This is a genomic window from Pseudomonas sp. 18.1.10, from assembly GCF_024655625.1.
In the GTDB taxonomy this organism is placed as follows: domain Bacteria; phylum Pseudomonadota; class Gammaproteobacteria; order Pseudomonadales; family Pseudomonadaceae; genus Aquipseudomonas.
This window is the reverse complement of the sequence record NZ_JANLGL010000132.1, coordinates 1-17329: the sequence shown is the minus strand read 5'-3', so window position 1 is coordinate 17329 and position 17329 is coordinate 1. Positions and strand designations below refer to the sequence as shown.

Sequence of the window (17329 nt, the reverse complement as noted above, 5' to 3'; positions counted from 1 at the left end):
GAGTGCCAGTCAACGAATCTAGCGACTGATACACCGCATTCGCGAGCAAGCCCGCTCCCACATTTGGATCTGCACCAAGGCGCAGATCGCGTTAGAACAAATCGATCGGCGCCGCCTCATCCGCCGGCAGCGGGCTGCCCGGTGCCACACCATTGCCCAGCTCGTTGACCGACGGCGGCGTGTCTTCGCTCTTGAACAGTTCGAAGTAGGCATTCGGCGTACTTGGCGATGCCACGCGGCCACTCACCGGGTCGATCCGCAGGCTGAGGATGCCTTCTGGTTCCGGCTGGGTGTGCAGGGGCTTGTCCTTCAAGGCGGCGCCCATGTAGCTCATCCAGATCGGCAACGCGACGGTGCCACCGAACTCGCGACGGCCGAGGCTTTCCGGCTGGTCGTAGCCGGTCCACACGGTGGTCACGTAGTCGCCGTTGTAGCCGGAGAACCAGGCGTCCTTGGAGTCGTTGGTGGTGCCGGTCTTGCCGGCGATGTCTGCGCGGCCGAGGGCCAGGGCGCGACGGCCGGTGCCTTTCTTTATCACGTCCTGCAGGATGCTATTGAGGATGTAGGTGGTGCGGCCATCCACAATGCGCTCGGCAACGGCCGGCGCCTGCGGCTCGGTTGGCGTCGCGGCGTTTGCAGCGGGCGCGGCACCTGGGGTCGGCTCGATGGTGATGCCGCCGTTGCCTGGTGCGGCCAGGCCATCGGTAGCGGCCACGCCGTTGACCACATCACCCGGCACGCGCGGTGGGTTGGCGGTGAACAGGGTGTCGCCATTGCGGCTTTCGATCTTGTCGATCAGGTACGGCGTGATCTTGTAGCCGCCGTTGGCAAAGGTGCTCCAGCCGGTGGCGATTTCCATCGGCGTGAGGGTCGCGGTGCCCAGGGCCAGGGACAGGTTCGGCGGCAGGTCCGACTTGTTGAAGCCGAAGCGCGTCATGTAGTCGATGGTCTTGCCCACGCCCATCGCCTGCAACAGGCGGATCGACACCAGGTTACGCGACTTGTACAGGGCCTCGCGGATACGGATCGGGCCGAGGAAGGTGTTGGTGTCGTTTTTCGGGCGCCAGACCTTGTCCAGGTATTCGTCGACAAACACGATCGGTGCATCGTTGACCAGGCTGGCCGCGGTGTAGCCGTTATCCAGTGCGGCGCTGTAGATAAAGGGCTTGAAACTTGAGCCCGGCTGGCGCTTGGCCTGCACGGCGCGGTTGTAGTTGCTCTGTTCGAAGGCGAAGCCGCCCACCAGGGCGCGGATGGCACCGTTCTGCGGGTCAAGGGAGACCAGGGCGCCCTGGGCCAGCGGCACCTGGCTGAATTTCAGGCTGTCGTCCTTCTGGCGTTGCACGCGGATCAGGTCACCCACCTGCGCCACATCGGACGGCTGCTTGGGCATCGGGCCCATGCTGTTGGTGTTCAGGAAGGGGCGCGCCCACTTCATGCTGTCCCAGGCCACATGGGCTTCGCCGGTGCGGGTCAGCACCTGTACGCCGTCTTTTTGCACCTGGGTGACGATGGCCGGTTCCAGGCCGCTGATGGCGCGTTGCTTGCCCAGTTCGGTGGTCCAGGCGCTGAGGGTCTTGCCCGGCAGGCGCGACTCAGGCCCACGGTAGCCGTGGCGCTGGTCGTAGGTGATTAGCCCGGAATGCACAGCGTTGTTGGCGATTTCCTGGGTGTCGCTCGGCACCGTCGTGGTCACGCGGAAGCCTTCGGTGTAGGCCTCGCTGCCATAGCGGCCGACCATCTCGGCGCGGGCCATTTCAGCGATATACGGTGCGTTAACTTCTGGCGTCGGCACGTGGTAGCTGGCGTTCAACGGCTCGGCCACTGCGCTTTCATAGGCGCGCTGGTCGATCTTGCCCAGCTTGTACATGCGGCCCAGGATCCAGTCGCGACGCTCTTTGCTGCGCGCCGGGTTGGCCAGTGGGTTGAAGCGCGACGGCGCCTTGGGCAGGCCGGCGATCATCGCCATCTGCGCCAGGCTCGCGTCACGGATCGACTTGCCGTAGTACACCTGCGATGCCGCCTCGATGCCGTAGGCACGGTTGCCCAGGTAGATCTTGTTGACGTACAGCTCAAGGATCTCGTCCTTGGTCAGTTGGCGTTCAATCTGCAGGGCCAGCAGGATCTCGGTGGCCTTGCGCGAAAAGCTGCGTTCGCTGGTGAGGAAGAAGTTCTTCGCCACCTGCATGGTGATGGTGCTGCCGCCGGATTGAATGTGTCCGCTTTTTACCAATTGCGTGGCGGCACGCACCAGGCTGCTGGGGTCGACGCCGTAGTGGTTGGCGAAATTATCGTCTTCGGCCGACAGCAATGCGCTGATGAAATTGGGTGGAATATCGGCGAAACGGATCGGGGTGCGGCGCATTTCGCCGAACTCCGCGATCAGTTTTTCGTCGCTGCTGTAGACCCGCAAAGGAATCTGCAACTGGATACTTCTGAGGGCCTCTACGGAGGGCAAACCCGGACTAAGGTAGAGGTAGGCCCCGCTGAGTACGAGCAGCAGCCCGCAGACGATCGCGACAATGGAGTACCCGAAAAACTTCAGCAGACGAATCAAGGCTTTTGGATTTCCAGAGAAAAGAATGGGTTAGGCGTCGGGGCATGCATGGCTAACGATGGATCGACCCGGGCTGTAGGTAAATAGCGGGGAAAAACGCTGGGCATTAAAGCATTTTTCGGCTTGGGGCGTCATGCGCGCCTGCTCAGCGGCCAACCGGCGGTAGGACCGCCGTTATGACAGGGAAAGTTTTGGGGAGTTTTATGAGAAAGGGATTTTTCAGGCGAAAAGTTGATGCCGTCATCGGCGTCGATATCAGCGACACGGCGATCAGGCTGGTCGAGCTGGGTCATTCAAGCAGCGGTTATACCGTCAAAGGCTACGCCACGCAGGCGCTGGCGCCTCGTGCGGTGGTCGATGGCAATGTGCTGGACCTTGTGTCGGTAGGGCTTGCGCTGCAACAGGCAGTGGCCCGGCTGCACACGTCGGCCAGGTACGCGGCAATCGCCGTGGCGGGGCCCTCGGTCATTACCCAGGTGATCGACATGGAGTCCGGGCTCAGCGACGAAGAGGTGGGCTGGCGGATTCAGATGGAAGCCGACCAATACATTCCCTATCCATTGGATGACGTGGCCATCGACTATCAAGTGCAGGGCCCATGCGCCCAGGACCCGGCGCGGGTCGAAGTGCTGTTGGCGGCCTGTCTCAAGGCGCAGGTCGAGGCGCGCGAGGCCGTTTTGGCCCAGGCTGGGCTGATGGCGCGGGTGGTAGACGTCGAAGGGTTTGCATTGGCGCGTGCTTGCCGTCAGGATTTCGCCAGCTTCACGCCGGGCCGTCGAGTCGATGGCGCACAATGGGCCGTGGATGCCCAGGGAATGGGGGTGGCTTGCGGGTTGGCCCTGAGGAGTTTCGCTTGATGACACGAATCAACCTTTTACCTTGGCGTCAGGCCCTGGCAGAACGGCGGCGCAAGTTTTTCCTGATGTTGCTGCTGGCGTTCGCCTGTGTGGCGCTCGCAGCGGTGTGGCTGGCGGATCAAGTGATCGACCAGGCGATCGACCGGCAAGTCACGCGCAACAGCCACCTGGACAAGGACGTCGCCGTCCTGGATTCGCGCATCAAGACGATCGACGACTTGCACGTGCAAAGCCAGCAATTGGCGCAGCGCATGAAGGTTGTCGAGGACTTGCACGACGGGCGTTCGGCCGGTGCCCAGTTGCTGGATCAGTTGGCGCGCGCCGTGCCGGATGGGGTACACCTGCATGAAGTGGTGGCAAAGGGCGATACGGTGAGTATTCGCGGCAGTGCTGAATCCAGCCAGGACATCGCCCAGTTGATGCGTCGCCTGGAGGCCACTGGAGGCGCCCATGCCACCCGCTTGCAGCACGTGCGAACGGAAGGCGCCCGCGGCGCCAATGAATTCCAGTTGATGGTGCGCCAGGGAGAATCCGGCGAGGTGCAACCTTGAGCCTGCCCAGGCTCGATCTTTCTGCGCTCACTCACAACGCTGCACATTGGCCACTGCCTGGCAAAGTCTTGCTGGGTGGCGCGTTGGCAGGCCTGTTGTTTGTGGTGGGTGACCTTGTGTACCTGAGCCCGTCGCGGGAACGGTTGCACCAGGGCGAGGTGCGGGAAGTGGTCATGAACCAGCAGATTAAGGAAAAAACTGCCTTGGCTGGCGGTCTGGAGGAGAGGGCCCTTCAGCTGGAACGGATGCAGGCGCAGGTTGATGGGCTTTTTCAGGCACTGCCCGCCGAATCCGAAATGCCCGGCCTGCTGGAAGACATCGCGCGGTTGGCATTGGCCAATGGCTTGTTGGTTGAAAGCGTCACGCCGCTGGATGAGCAGCCACAGGCTTTTTACGTCGAGCAACCGGTGGCGGTTGGCGTCAGTGGCACCTATCACGACCTGGCGATGTTCGTCAGCGCATTGGGTGGCCTGTCCCGATTCGCCACGGCCCATGAGGTTGTCCTGCGCCCGGAGGGCAGGCTGCTGCGTCTTGAGCTGCTGGTGAGGAGCTATTGGCGTACGTCTGCGGGTGGCCGGCAGGCTGAACCCATCAGGCCGGGCGCGCGTTTTGTCTATGACCCGGCCGGCCTGCGCGATCCGTTCACGCCGCTGGCCGTTCAGGCCAATCACGCGCGTGGGCGGCCAGCCCTGGCGCCGGACCCTGCGCGCCCGCGTGGTGTCCTGGAAGCGTTCGCAGTCGACCAGTTCGAAATGGTCGGCACCCTGTCGCGTGGCGTGCAAGCGTTCGTTCTGCTGCGCATGGCCTCTACGGTGCACCGGCTGGCGGTCGGTGACTACCTTGGGCGGGATCACGGCCGAGTCACCGCCATTTACCCCGGGCATGTCGAGCTGGTCGAGTTGTTCCCCGATGAACAGGGTGCATGGCTGCAGCGCCCGCGAACCCTCGTATTAAACGTCAACTCATAACGGAATCAACCCAATGAAAAGGACTTTCTTGTCCTTCGGTGTGGCGCTATGGATAGCGTTCACGGCACCGATGGCTGCTGCTGTGCCCAATCGCTTAAACCTGATCCAACTGCCGCCTCCGCAGGCGTTGGCGGGGGACAGGCTCAACCTGAATTTCCAGAACATCGAAGTGCGTGCCGTATTGCAGCAAATCGCCGACGTGGCGGGCCTCAACCTGGTGGCCAGCGACGATGTGCAAGGTTCGATCACCTTGCGCCTCAAGGATGTGCCCTGGGACCAGGCGCTCGACCTGGTGCTGCAAGCCAAGGGCCTGGATAAGCGGATCAAGGCTGGCGTACTGCTGGTGGCGCCGGCTGAGGAATTGGCCGCCCGCGAACTGCTCACGCTGGAATCGCGCCGGCAAATGGCCGAGCTGGCGCCGCTGCGTCGGGAGCTGTTGCAGGTCAATTACGCCAAGGCGGCAGACCTGGCCAAGCTGTTTCAGTCGGTGACGGGTTTGGAAGGCAGCACCGATGAGCGCGGCTCGGTGGCGGTGGATGATCGCACCAATAACATCATTGCCTACCAGACCGGTGAGCGGCTGGAGGAGCTGCGACGCATCGTGGCGCAACTGGATATTCCGGTGCGCCAGGTGATGATCGAGGCACGGATTGTCGAGGCTAATGTGGATTACGACAAAAGCCTCGGCGCGCGCTGGGGTGGCCGCCTCAATCGCGGGAACTGGAGCGCTGGCGGCATCCCCAAGCCGTTGGCGGAGGGCGCAGAACCGCCGGAAAATCCGCCCAGCTCGCCGTTTGTCGATTTGGGGGCGATTACCGGCACGTCGGGCCTGGGCGTCGCCTACATCACCGATAACCTGCTGCTGGACCTGGAACTGACCGCCATGGAGAAAACCGGCAACGGTGAAATCGTCTCACAGCCCAAGGTGGTCACGTCCGACAAGGAAACCGCACGAATCCTCAAGGGCACCGAGATTCCCTATCAAGAGTCCAGCTCCAGCGGCGCCACCTCGGTGTCGTTCAAGGAGGCCTCGCTGTCCCTGGAAGTCACCCCGCAAATCACCCCCGACGGCCACGTAATCATGGAGGTCAAGGTCACCAAGGACGAGCCCGACTACCTGAACAAACTCAACGACGTGCCGCCGATCAAGAAGAACGAAGTCAACGCCAAGGTGCTGGTCAAGGATGGCGAGACCATTGTCATCGGCGGGGTTTTCTCCAATACCCAAAGCAAAGTGGTAGATAAAGTGCCATTTTTGGGCGATGTGCCGTATCTTGGCCGCCTTTTCCGGCGCGATGTGCTGGCGGAGAAAAAATCCGAGCTGCTGGTATTCCTGACTCCGCGTATTATGAATAACCAGGCGATTGCTGTGAGTCGTTGATTCTGTGCGAAATTTGATTCTTGTAGGACCGATGGGGGCTGGAAAAAGCACCATCGGCCGTTTGCTGGCCAAAGAGCTGCGCCTGCCATTCAAAGATTCCGACAAGGAAATTGAATTGCGCACGGGTGCCAATATCCCATGGATCTTCGATAAGGAAGGCGAACTGGGCTTTCGTGACCGCGAGCAGGCGATGATCGCCGAGCTGTGCGGCCTCGATGGCGTGGTATTGGCCACCGGCGGCGGCGCAGTCATGCGCGAAGAAAACCGTCGGGCGCTGCATGCCGGTGGTCGGGTGGTCTATCTGCATGCCTCGGTCGAGCAGCAGGTGGGCCGCACCGCCCGCGATCGCAATCGCCCGCTGCTGCGCACGGCCAACCCGGAGAAAACCTTGCGGGACCTGCTCACGCTGCGCGACCCGCTGTATCGGGAAATCGCCGATCTGGTGGTGGAAACCGATGAGCGGCCGCCACGGATGGTGGTCCTCGACATTCTTGAGCGCCTGCAACGGCTGCCACCCCGTTAAAGCCAGGCCCGAAATGCGCTATTCTCGGCGGCGCGCCATTACCCTTTGAGGTGTGGCGTAGAGCCATCAGGCAACGCCCCATCTCGACGTTGCCGGTCGTCACACCATCTCTAACGCGGGGACACATGCAGACACTTAAGGTCGATCTAGGCGAGCGCAGCTACCCGATCCATATTGGCGAAGGTCTGTTGGACCAGCCCGAGTTGCTCGCCCCGCACATTGCCGGGCGGCAAGTGGCGATCATCTCCAACGAAACGGTCGCGCCGCTGTATCTAGAGCGTCTGAGCCGCAGCCTTGCGGCGTATTCGGTGATCTCGGTGATCCTGCCCGACGGCGAAGCCCACAAGAACTGGGAAACCCTGCAACTGATCTTTGATGGCCTGCTGACTGCCCGCCATGACCGCCGCACCACCGTGATCGCCCTGGGCGGCGGTGTGATCGGCGACATGGCCGGTTTTGCAGCGGCCTGCTACCAGCGTGGCGTGGACTTTATCCAGGTGCCGACCACCTTGTTGTCCCAGGTCGATTCGTCGGTGGGTGGCAAGACCGGTATCAACCACCCGCTGGGCAAGAACATGGTCGGCGCGTTCTACCAGCCCCAGGCTGTGCTGATCGACACCGCCACCCTCAATACCTTGCCGCCCCGTGAGCTGTCGGCGGGCCTGGCGGAAGTCATCAAGTACGGGCTGATCTGCGACGAGCCGTTCCTGGCCTGGCTGGAAGAGCACGTCGACGCCTTGCGCAACCTCGACCAGGTGGCACTCACCGAAGCGATTTCCCGCTCCTGCGCCGCCAAGGCGCTGGTGGTGAATGCCGACGAACGGGAGTCCGGCGTGCGGGCCACCTTGAACCTCGGCCACACCTTCGGCCATGCGATCGAAACGCACATGGGCTATGGTGTGTGGTTGCACGGAGAGGCCGTAGCGGCTGGCACAGTGATGGCATTGGAGATGTCGCAACGCCTGGGCTGGATCAGCGCCCAGGAGCGTGATCGTGGTATCCGCCTGTTCCAGCGCGCCGGTTTGCCGGTCATCCCGCCTGAAGAGATGGCCGAGGCGGACTTCCTCGAGCATATGGCGATAGACAAGAAAGTGATCGACGGTCGACTGCGACTGGTGCTGCTGCGCCACATGGGCGAAGCCGTGGTAACCGACGATTATCCAAAAGAGATTTTACAAGCCACGCTGGGAGCGGATTACCGCGCCCTGGCTCAGCTGAAAGGTTAACCAGATCCCGATGACTAGTTTGCATGCCGACGAGGCGTTCCTCGGCCATTACCAGTTAAGCCATGACCCTTTTGCTCCACGGGTGCCTGGTTTCAAATTCTTCCCGGCCCAGCGCAAGCCAGTGCTGGGGCAGCTGCACCACCTGGCGCGCTACAGCCAGTTGCTGCTGGTGGTTACCGGCCCGTTGGGCAGCGGCAAGACCTTGCTGCGCCAGGCGTTGGTGGCGAGCACCAACAAGCAATCGGTACAGAGCGTGGTGGTCTCCGCGCGCGGTGCCGGTGATGCGGCTGGCGTGCTGCGCCAGGTGGCCCAGGCGCTGGACGTGTCCACGGCCGAGCCGAACGCGATCCTCAAGCAAGTGGTGCAACTGGGCCTGACCGGCCAGGAAGTCTATTTGCTGGTGGATGACGCCGAGCAGCTCGACGAATCCGCCCTCGAAGCGCTGCTGGCGCTGGCCGCCGGTACGCCGGAAGGTCGCCCGCACGTGTTCCTGTTTGGTGAGTCGTCGTTGATCGCCGACCTGGAGCAGATCAGCGGCGATCAAGAGCTGTTCCACGTGATCGAATTGCAGCCGTACGAAGAAGAAGAAACCCGCGAATACCTGGCTCAACGCCTGGAAGGCGCAGGCGCCGGTATCGAACTTTTCACGGCAAATCAGATCTCTGATATTCACGAAAGCTCCGACGGCTGGCCTGGCACCATCAACCAGGTTGCCCGCGATGCGATGATCGAAGCCATGATTGCCAGCCGCTCTGCGGTCAAGCGTCCAAAGATGGGGTTCACTATGCCTAAGAAGCACGTATTGGCTATTTCCGCGGTAGTCGTGGTGGCTGTTGCCGCCGCCTGGTTGATCCCGGGCCGCAGCAAGGCGCCAACCACTGCCGGCGCGCCAACCGAACAGGCGCAGTTGCCACTGGGCAAGCCTACTCCGAACGTTGAATTCGCCAACTCCGGCCAGCCGACCAACCTGCCGATGGTCGGTCAGCCGGTGATGCGCGGCCCGCTCGCCGAAGAAGCCGGTGGCATCTCCGAAGGCGACGACGGCGTGCCGGTGGAAGGTTCCAGCGCCACACCGCCAACCGTTACCACCACTGCGCCACCTGCGGGCGTGCCAGCAGGCCAGCCAGCCGCCGTGGCCAAGCCAACGCCGACGCCGGCACCGACTGTCGCCACCGCCAAGCCGGTGCCAGTGACCAAGCCGGTTGTCGCCGCGCCTGCGCCTGCTGCCAAGCCAACCCCGGCTCCGGCCGCCAAGCCGGCTGAAAAGCCTGTCACCGTCGCCAAGGCCGGTGCAGCGGGCAGCGGTTGGTATGGCAGCCAGCCTGCCAGCAACTTCGTGGTGCAGATCCTCGGCACCAGCTCCGAAGCCAATGCCCAGGCGTTCGTGAAAGAGCAGGGCGGCGAGTACCGTTATTTCAAGAAAGTGCTCAACGGCAAGCCTCTCTACGTAATCACCTACGGCAACTTCTCCAGCCGTGCAGCCGCTGATTCTGCGATCAAATCCTTGCCAGCGAAGGTTCAGGCTGGTAAACCTTGGCCTCGCACTGTTGCCAGCGTTCAACAAGAACTCGCAACAACTCGCTGAAGATCCGGCGGCCTTACCCAGGCCGCCCTCCCGGCACCTCAAAAAAAATCGCATGGCGTGCAGTCTCTAGAGACCGCGCGCTTTGTGGTGTCTGCGTCACAGTGGCTTTTGAGTCGTAGCGGTCAGAATTAAAAAAGTTTTGACTAGCACAGCATATCGCTTTAAACCTTTCATAAATGCGACATAGATTTGCGACATTTCGTCGCTAAATTTGTGAGCGTCTGTGTCGGTGTGTACAATGACCTCCCTTTTGCCCCCGCTAAGCCGGCGTACGTTCGGCGTGGAAGGTAACCGGTTGAATTGAAAAGAAATTTGCCTCGAAATAAGAGGCAGCCTGGTGAGAAAGTGTCTATGAAAGCAGGTCTGTACCAACCCGATGAATTCAAGGATAACTGCGGTTTCGGCCTGATAGCCCACATGCAGGGCGAGCCCAGTCATACCCTTTTGCAAACGGCCATCGAGGCCCTGACCTGCATGACCCACCGCGGTGGGATCAACGCCGACGGCAAGACCGGTGACGGTTGTGGCTTGCTGATTCAAAAGCCCGACCTGTTCCTGCGCGCTGTCGCCAAAGAGCAATTTGCGGTCGACCTGCCCAAGCAGTACGCCGTGGGCATGGTGTTTTTCAACCAGGACCCGGTCAAAGCCGAAGCCGCTCGCGCGAACATGAACCGCGAAATCGTCGCCGCCGGCCTGCAACTCGTCGGCTGGCGCAAAGTGCCGATCGACACCAGCGTCCTCGGCCGCCTCGCGCTTGAGCGCCTGCCGCAGATCGAACAAGTGTTCATCGCCGGTGATGGCCTGAGCGACCAGGACATGGCGATCAAGCTGTTCACCTCCCGTCGTCGTTCGTCGGTCTCCAACGCCGCCGACACCGAGCACTACATCTGCAGCTTTTCCCACAAGACCATCATTTACAAAGGCCTGATGATGCCGGCGGACCTTACCGCCTTCTATCCAGACCTGAGCGATGAGCGCCTGCAAACCGCAATCTGCGTGTTCCACCAGCGCTTCTCCACCAACACCCTGCCGAAATGGCCGCTGGCCCAGCCATTCCGCTTCCTCGCCCACAACGGCGAGATCAACACCATCACCGGCAACCGCAACTGGGCCGTGGCCCGTCGCACCAAGTTCGCCAACGATCTGATGGACCTGGAAGAGCTCGGCCCGCTGGTCAACCGCGTCGGCTCCGACTCCTCCAGCATGGACAACATGCTCGAACTGATGGTCACCGGTGGCATCGACCTGTTCCGTGGCGTGCGCATGATTATTCCGCCAGCGTGGCAGAACGTCGAAACCATGGACCCGGACCTGCGTGCGTTCTACGAGTACAACTCGATGCACATGGAGCCGTGGGACGGCCCGGCCGGCGTCGTAATGACCGACGGTCGCTACGCCGTGTGCCTGCTCGACCGTAACGGCCTGCGCCCGGCGCGTTGGGTGACCACCACCAACGGTTTCATCACCCTCGCGTCGGAAATCGGCGTGTGGAACTACCAGCCGCAAGACGTGATCGCCAAAGGCCGCGTCGGCCCTGGGCAGATCCTCGCCGTGGACACCGAAACCGGGCAGATCCTCGACACTGATGCGATCGACAACCGCCTGAAGTCCCGTCACCCGTACAAGCAATGGCTGCGCAAGAACGCCCTGCGCATCCAGGCGACCATGGAAGACAACGACCACGGTTCGGCGTTCTACGACGTCGACCAGCTCAAGCAGTACATGAAGATGTACCAGGTCACGTTCGAAGAGCGCGACCAGGTGCTGCGTCCGCTCGGCGAGCAAGGCTATGAGGCCGTCGGTTCCATGGGCGATGACACGCCGATGGCCGTGCTGTCCCAGCGCGTGCGCACGCCGTACGACTACTTCCGCCAGCAGTTCGCCCAGGTGACCAACCCGCCGATCGACCCGCTGCGCGAAGCCATCGTGATGTCGCTGGAAGTGTGCCTCGGTGCCGAGCGCAACATCTTCCAGGAATCGCCTGAGCACGCCTCCCGCGTGATCCTCAGCTCGCCTGTGATCTCGCCGGCCAAATGGCGTTCGTTGATGACCCTGGACCGCCCAGGCTTCGACCGCCAGATCATCGACCTGAACTACGACGAGAGCCTCGGCCTTGAAGCCGCTGTGCGCAACGTCGCCGACCAGGCCGAAGAAGCCGTGCGCGCCGGTCGTACGCAGATCGTGCTGACCGACCGTCACATCGCCCCGGGCAAGCTGCCGATCCACGCCTCGCTGGCCACCGGCGCGGTGCACCACCGCCTGACCGAAAAAGGCCTGCGCTGCGACTCCAACATCCTCGTCGAAACCGCCACCGCCCGCGACCCGCACCACTTTGCGGTGCTGATCGGTTTCGGCGCCTCGGCGGTGTATCCGTTCCTCGCGTACGAAGTGCTCGGCGACCTGATCCGTACCGGTGAAGTGCTGGGCGACCTCTACGAGGTGTTCAAGAACTACCGCAAAGGCATCACCAAGGGCCTGCTGAAGATCCTGTCGAAGATGGGCATCTCCACCGTCACGTCCTACCGCGGTGCGCAGCTGTTCGAAGCCATCGGCCTGTCCGAAGAAGTCTGCGACCTGAGCTTCCGTGGCGTGCCAAGCCGCATCAAGGGCGCGCGTTTCGTCGACATCGAAGCCGAGCAGAAAGCCCTGGCGGCCGAAGCCTGGAGCGCGCGCAAGCCGATCCAGCAAGGCGGCCTGCTCAAGTTCGTGCACGGTGGCGAATACCACGCGTACAACCCGGACGTGGTCAACACCCTGCAAGCCGCCGTGCAGCAGGGCGACTACGCCAAGTTCAAGGAATACACCTCGCTGGTGGATAACCGCCCGGTGTCGATGATCCGCGACCTGTTCAAGGTGAAGACCCTGGACACGCCGATGGACATCAGCGAAGTCGAACCGCTGGAATCGATCCTCAAGCGCTTCGACTCCGCCGGTATCTCCCTGGGCGCCTTGTCGCCCGAGGCCCACGAAGCCCTGGCCGAAGCCATGAACCGCCTGGGTGCGCGTTCCAACTCCGGCGAAGGCGGCGAAGACCCGGCGCGTTACGGCACGATCAAGAGCTCGAAAATCAAGCAGGTGGCGACTGGCCGTTTTGGTGTGACCCCGGAATACCTGGTCAACGCCGAAGTGCTGCAAATCAAGGTGGCCCAAGGCGCCAAGCCGGGCGAAGGCGGGCAACTGCCAGGCGGCAAGGTCAACGGCCTGATCGCCAAGCTGCGTTATGCCGTGCCGGGCGTGACCCTGATCTCGCCACCGCCGCACCACGACATCTACTCGATTGAAGACTTGTCGCAGCTGATTTTCGACTTGAAACAAGTCAACCCGAAGGCCCTGGTCTCGGTGAAACTGGTGGCAGAAGCCGGCGTGGGCACCATCGCCGCTGGCGTGGCCAAGGCCTATGCCGACCTGATTACCATCTCCGGCTACGACGGCGGCACCGGCGCATCGCCGCTGACCTCCATCAAGTACGCCGGTGCACCGTGGGAACTGGGCCTCGCCGAAACCCACCAGACCCTGCGCGGCAACGACCTGCGCGGCAAGGTCCGCGTGCAGACCGATGGCGGCCTGAAAACCGGCCTCGACGTCATCAAGGCCGCGATCCTCGGCGCCGAAAGCTTCGGTTTCGGCACTGCGCCAATGATCGCCCTGGGCTGCAAATACCTGCGCATCTGCCACCTGAACAACTGCGCCACCGGCGTGGCGACGCAGAACGAGAAGCTGCGCAAGGATCACTACATCGGCACCGTCGACATGGTGGTGAACTTCTTCACCTACGTCGCCGAAGAAACCCGTGAGTGGCTGGCCAAGCTGGGCGTGCGTTCGCTGGAAGAGCTGATCGGTCGTACCGATCTGCTGGAAATCCTCCAGGGCCAGACCGCCAAGCAGCATCACCTGGACCTGACGCCGCTGTTGGGCAGCGATCACATCCCGGCCGACAAGCCGCAGTTCTGCGGCGTCGAGCGCAACCCGCCGTTCGACAAAGGCCTGCTGGCCGAGAAGATGGTGGAAATCGCCGGATCGTCGATCAACGACGCCAGCGGTGGCGAATTCGCACTGGATATCTGCAACTGCGACCGTTCCATCGGCGCGCGCATCTCCGGCGAAATCGCGCGCAAGCACGGCAACCAGGGCATGGCGAAAGCGCCGATCACCTTCCGCTTCAAGGGCACTGCGGGCCAGAGCTTTGGCGTGTGGAACGCCGGTGGCCTGCACATGTACCTGGAAGGCGACGCCAACGACTACGTGGGCAAGGGCATGACCGGCGGCAAGCTGGTGATCGTTCCGCCCAAAGGCAGCGTCTACAAGACCCAGGACAGTGCCATCATCGGCAACACCTGCTTGTACGGCGCCACCGGTGGCAAGCTGTTCGCCGCCGGTACGGCCGGTGAGCGTTTCGCCGTGCGTAACTCCGGTGCCCACACCGTGGTGGAAGGCACGGGCGATCACTGCTGCGAGTACATGACCGGGGGCTTTGTCGCGGTACTGGGCAAGACCGGTTACAACTTCGGTTCGGGCATGACCGGCGGTTTCGCCTACGTGCTCGACCAGGACAACACCTTCGTCGACAAGGTCAACCACGAGTTGGTCGAGATCCAGCGGATCAGCGGCGAAGCCATGGAGTCCTACCGGAACCACTTGCAGCACGTGCTGGACGAGTACGTCGAGGAGACCGGCAGCGAATGGGGCCGCAACCTCGCCGAAAACCTCGATGATTACCTGCGTCGTTTCTGGCTGGTCAAGCCCAAGGCTGCCAACCTGAAATCGTTGCTTTCCAGCATCCGTGCCAACCCGCAGTGATATGCGCCTGAAGAAGTTTGATGAGGTTTTAACATGGCTGAACGTCTGAATAACGACTTCCAGTTCATCGATGTCGGGCGCAAAGATCCGAAGAAGAAACTGTTGCGTCAACGCAAGAAAGAGTTCGTGGAAATCTACGAACCCTTCAAACCCCAGCACTCGGCCGACCAGGCCCACCGCTGCCTGGGTTGCGGTAACCCGTATTGCGAATGGAAGTGCCCGGTGCACAACTTCATTCCCAACTGGCTCAAATTGGTGGCCGAGGGCAATATCCTCGCCGCCGCCGAGCTGTCGCACCAGACCAACACCCTGCCGGAAGTCTGCGGCCGGGTGTGCCCGCAAGACCGTCTGTGCGAGGGTGCCTGCACCCTGAACGACGGCTTCGGCGCGGTGACCATCGGCTCGGTGGAGAAGTACATCACCGACACCGCGTTCGCCATGGGCTGGCGCCCGGACATGTCCAAGGTCAAGCCGACCGGCAAGCGCGTCGCCATCATCGGCGCCGGCCCTGCCGGCCTGGGCTGCGCCGACGTGTTGGTACGTGGCGGCGTGACCCCGGTGGTGTTCGACAAGAACCCGGAAATCGGCGGCCTGCTGACCTTCGGCATCCCCGAGTTCAAGCTGGAAAAAACCGTCCTGAGCCACCGTCGTGAAGTGTTCACCGGCATGGGTATCGAGTTCCGTCTCAATACCGAAATCGGCAAAGACATCACCATGGAGCAACTGCTCGAAGAATACGATGCGGTGTTCATGGGCATGGGCACCTACACCTACATGAAGGGCGGCTTTGCCGGTGAGGATTTGCCGGGCGTGTATGACGCGTTGGACTTCCTGATCGCCAACGTGAATCGCAACCTGGGCTTTGAAAAGTCGCCGGAAGATTTCGTCGACATGAAAGGCAAGAAGGTCGTGGTGCTCGGCGGTGGCGACACCGCCATGGACTGCAACCGTACGTCGATCCGCCAGGGCGCCAAGTCGGTGACCTGTGCCTATCGTCGTGACGAAGCCAACATGCCCGGCTCGCGCAAAGAGGTGAAGAACGCCAAGGAAGAAGGCGTGAAATTCCTCTACAACCGCCAGCCGATTGCCATCGTCGGTGAAGACCGCGTCGAAGGCGTGAAGGTGGTCGAGACCCGTCTCGGCGAACCGGACGCCCGTGGCCGTCGCAGCCCTGAGCCGATCCCCGGTTCCGAAGAAATCATCCCGGCCGATGCCGTGGTGATCGCCTTCGGTTTCCGCCCAAGCCCGGCGCCGTGGTTCGAACAGTTCCAGATCCAGACCGACAGCCAGGGCCGCGTGGTAGCCCCGGAACAAGGCCAGTACAAGCACCAGACCAGCAACCCGAAGATCTTCGCCGGTGGCGATATGGTGCGCGGTTCCGACCTGGTGGTAACCGCGATCTTCGAAGGCCGCAATGCTGCCGAAGGCATCCTGGATTACCTGCAAGTCTGACCCCGATCCCAAGCTGAAATGGGATCAAACTGTGGGAGCTGGCTTGCCTGCGATGACGGTGGTGAATTCAACATCGCTATCGCAGCGGTGCGACGACTCGACAAGCCAGCTCCCACCCAAACCCCATTCCACATTGGGGTTTGTGGTGAATGTGTGATCGCAAGACATTGCTTCAAATCAACCCGATAGACAAAAGGCACGGCGCACTCCGTGCCTTTTGCGTCCGGCTCTGAGAAAATGCCCGCACTTTTTTTGCGGATGCCGACATGACTGCCCTCAAGAACGACCGTTTCCTTCGTGCCCTGCTCAAGCAACCCGTGGACGTCACCCCTGTGTGGATGATGCGCCAGGCCGGTCGCTACCTGCCGGAATACCGCGCCAGCCGCGCCAACGCCGGCGACTTCATGAGCCTGTGCATGAACCCGGAGTTCGCCTGCGAAGTCACCCTGCAGCCGCTGGACCGCTACCCGCAACTGGACGCGGCCATCCTCTTCTCCGACATCCTCACCATTCCTGATGCCATGGGCCAAGGCCTGTACTTCGAAACCGGCGAAGGCCCGCGTTTCAAGAAGGTCGTCAGCACCCTGGCCGACATCGAAGCCCTGCCGATCCCTGATCCGCACAAAGACCTCGGCTACGTGATGGACGCCGTCAGCACCATCCGCCGCGAGCTCAACGGCCGCGTGCCGCTGATCGGCTTCTCCGGCAGCCCATGGACCCTGGCCACCTACATGGTTGAAGGCGGCTCGTCGAAAGACTTCCGCAAGACCAAGGCCATGCTCTACGACAACCCGCAAGCCATGCACCTGCTGTTGGACAAGCTGGCGCAGTCGGTCACTTCCTACCTCAACGCGCAGATCATGGCCGGCGCGCAAGCCGTGCAGATCTTCGACACCTGGGGCGGCAACCTGTCGTCGGCGGCGTATCAGGAGTTTTCCCTGGCCTACATGCGCAAGATCGTCAGCGGCCTGATCCGCGAACACGAAGGCCGCAAAGTGCCAGTCATCATGTTCACCAAGGGCGGCGGCCTGTGGCTGGAAAGCATCGCCGACGCCGGTGCCGATGCACTGGGCCTGGACTGGACCTGCGACCTCGGCGAAGCCCGCCAGCGCGTGGGCAACCGCGTCGCGCTGCAAGGCAACATGGACCCGACCGTGCTGTACGCCAAGCCGGAAGCGATCCGCACCGAGGTTGGCCGCATCCTGGCCAGCTATGGCAAGGGCAGTGGGCATGTGTTCAACCTGGGGCATGGCATCACGCCGGAAGTGAATCCGGAGCATGCCGGTGCGTTCTTGCGGGCGGTGCATGAACTGTCCGCGCAATATCACGAATAACACGCAAAACAAATGTGGGAGCGGGCTTGTGTGGGAGCGGGCTTGCTCGCGAAAGCGGTAGATCAGTTAAAACATCTTTGACTGACACACCGCATTCG

Annotated in this window: 10 protein-coding genes and 1 pseudogene; 10 read left to right on the top strand and 1 reads right to left on the bottom strand. The window is 62.2% G+C overall.

Annotation, left to right across the window (positions count from 1 at the left end; genetic code table 11):
• Window positions 1-91: 91 nt before the first annotated feature.
• Window positions 92-2554, bottom strand: a complete 2463-nt coding sequence (locus NUV89_RS20225; protein WP_374684528.1) for a penicillin-binding protein 1A — start codon at window positions 2552-2554, stop codon at window positions 92-94.
• A 206-nt stretch (window positions 2555-2760) separates the two neighbouring features.
• Here NUV89_RS20225 and pilM point away from each other — a divergent pair, with 206 nt between their 5' ends.
• The 10 genes and pseudogenes from pilM to hemE all read left to right on the top strand — a co-directional run bounded on the left by pilM (window position 2761) and on the right by hemE (window position 17231).
• The gene (gene pilM / locus NUV89_RS20220) at window positions 2761-3414 is read left to right on the top strand and encodes a type IV pilus biogenesis protein PilM (protein WP_257782695.1); all 654 of its coding nucleotides are present in this window, start codon (window positions 2761-2763) and stop codon (window positions 3412-3414) included.
• Complete coding sequence (locus NUV89_RS20215; RefSeq protein ID WP_257782694.1) at window positions 3414-3965, top strand: PilN domain-containing protein; 552 nt, start codon at window positions 3414-3416, stop codon at window positions 3963-3965. Before pilM ends, NUV89_RS20215 begins: the two co-directional genes overlap by 1 nt.
• Window positions 3962-4933, top strand: coding sequence for a pilus assembly protein PilP (locus NUV89_RS20210; protein ID WP_257782693.1), 972 nt, complete (start codon window positions 3962-3964; stop codon window positions 4931-4933). The genes NUV89_RS20215 and NUV89_RS20210 overlap by 4 nt, the downstream gene beginning before the upstream one ends.
• A gap of 139 nt (window positions 4934-5072) precedes the next feature.
• Window positions 5073-6314, top strand: a pseudogene (locus tag NUV89_RS20205) (type IV pilus secretin PilQ); the annotation flags it as partial.
• A 4-nt stretch (window positions 6315-6318) separates the two neighbouring features.
• The gene (gene aroK, locus NUV89_RS20200) at window positions 6319-6837 is read left to right on the top strand and encodes a shikimate kinase AroK (protein ID WP_016979191.1); all 519 of its coding nucleotides are present in this window, start codon (window positions 6319-6321) and stop codon (window positions 6835-6837) included.
• 125 nt (window positions 6838-6962) lie between these two features.
• A complete protein-coding gene (gene aroB, locus NUV89_RS20195; RefSeq protein WP_257782692.1) occupies window positions 6963-8063 on the top strand; it encodes a 3-dehydroquinate synthase in 1101 nt (366 codons plus the stop codon).
• Window positions 8064-8073: 10 nt separating this feature from the next.
• Window positions 8074-9648, top strand: coding sequence for an SPOR domain-containing protein (locus NUV89_RS20190; protein ID WP_257782691.1), 1575 nt, complete (start codon window positions 8074-8076; stop codon window positions 9646-9648).
• 351 nt (window positions 9649-9999) lie between these two features.
• Entirely contained in the window at window positions 10000-14445 is a 4446-nt protein-coding gene (gene gltB / locus NUV89_RS20185; protein ID WP_257782690.1) for a glutamate synthase large subunit, read from the top strand.
• 33 nt (window positions 14446-14478) lie between these two features.
• Complete coding sequence (locus tag NUV89_RS20180) at window positions 14479-15897, top strand: FAD-dependent oxidoreductase (RefSeq protein ID WP_016979195.1); 1419 nt, start codon at window positions 14479-14481, stop codon at window positions 15895-15897.
• Between the two features lie 266 nt (window positions 15898-16163).
• A complete protein-coding gene (gene hemE / locus NUV89_RS20175) occupies window positions 16164-17231 on the top strand; it encodes a uroporphyrinogen decarboxylase (RefSeq protein ID WP_257782689.1) in 1068 nt (355 codons plus the stop codon).
• The last annotated feature ends 98 nt before the right edge of the window (window positions 17232-17329 follow it).